The organism is Bradyrhizobium sp. NBAIM08 (genome assembly GCF_020193935.1).
Classification (GTDB): domain Bacteria; phylum Pseudomonadota; class Alphaproteobacteria; order Rhizobiales; family Xanthobacteraceae; genus Bradyrhizobium; species Bradyrhizobium yuanmingense.
Map to the genome: position 1 here is coordinate 1 of NZ_JADYVR010001008.1, position 400 is coordinate 400.

Genomic DNA, 400 nt, shown 5'->3' on the forward strand with positions numbered 1-400 from the left:
GGGCGACGTCGTGAGGAAAGGGGGAGCCGTCGCGCTCGTCCTCGCGGCACCGTTCCTGTCGGCCTGCGTGACCGAACGGTCCGGCGGGGCACCCCTGCCGAGCCTCTACCTCGCGCTGGCGATGCCTTCGGCTCAGGTCGATGCCGCAACCGCGCGCGACATGATCTCGGCCTACCGGGCGAAGACCGGGCTCCCGCCGCTCAGCCTCGATCCCGACCTCCAGCGCCTCGCCGAGGCCGAGGCCGCCGCCATGGCGGCGGCCGACCGTCCGAGCCGGGCCGAGACGGTCAAGGGTGCGGTCGTTCGGCTCGGCTTTGCGGGTGCCGAAGCCAACCTGTCGGCGGGCTATCACACCCTCGCCGAAGCCTTTTCGGGTTGGCGGGAGAGCAAGGGGCACGAC

The 400-nt window shown here is 72.5% G+C and carries 1 protein-coding gene; it reads left to right on the forward strand.

What is annotated here, in order from left to right:
* Nucleotides 1-121 precede the first annotated feature (121 nt).
* Nucleotides 122-400, forward strand: a 279-nt coding sequence (locus tag I6F37_RS43185; RefSeq protein ID WP_225154860.1) for a CAP domain-containing protein, incomplete at its 3' end; no start/stop codon positions are given.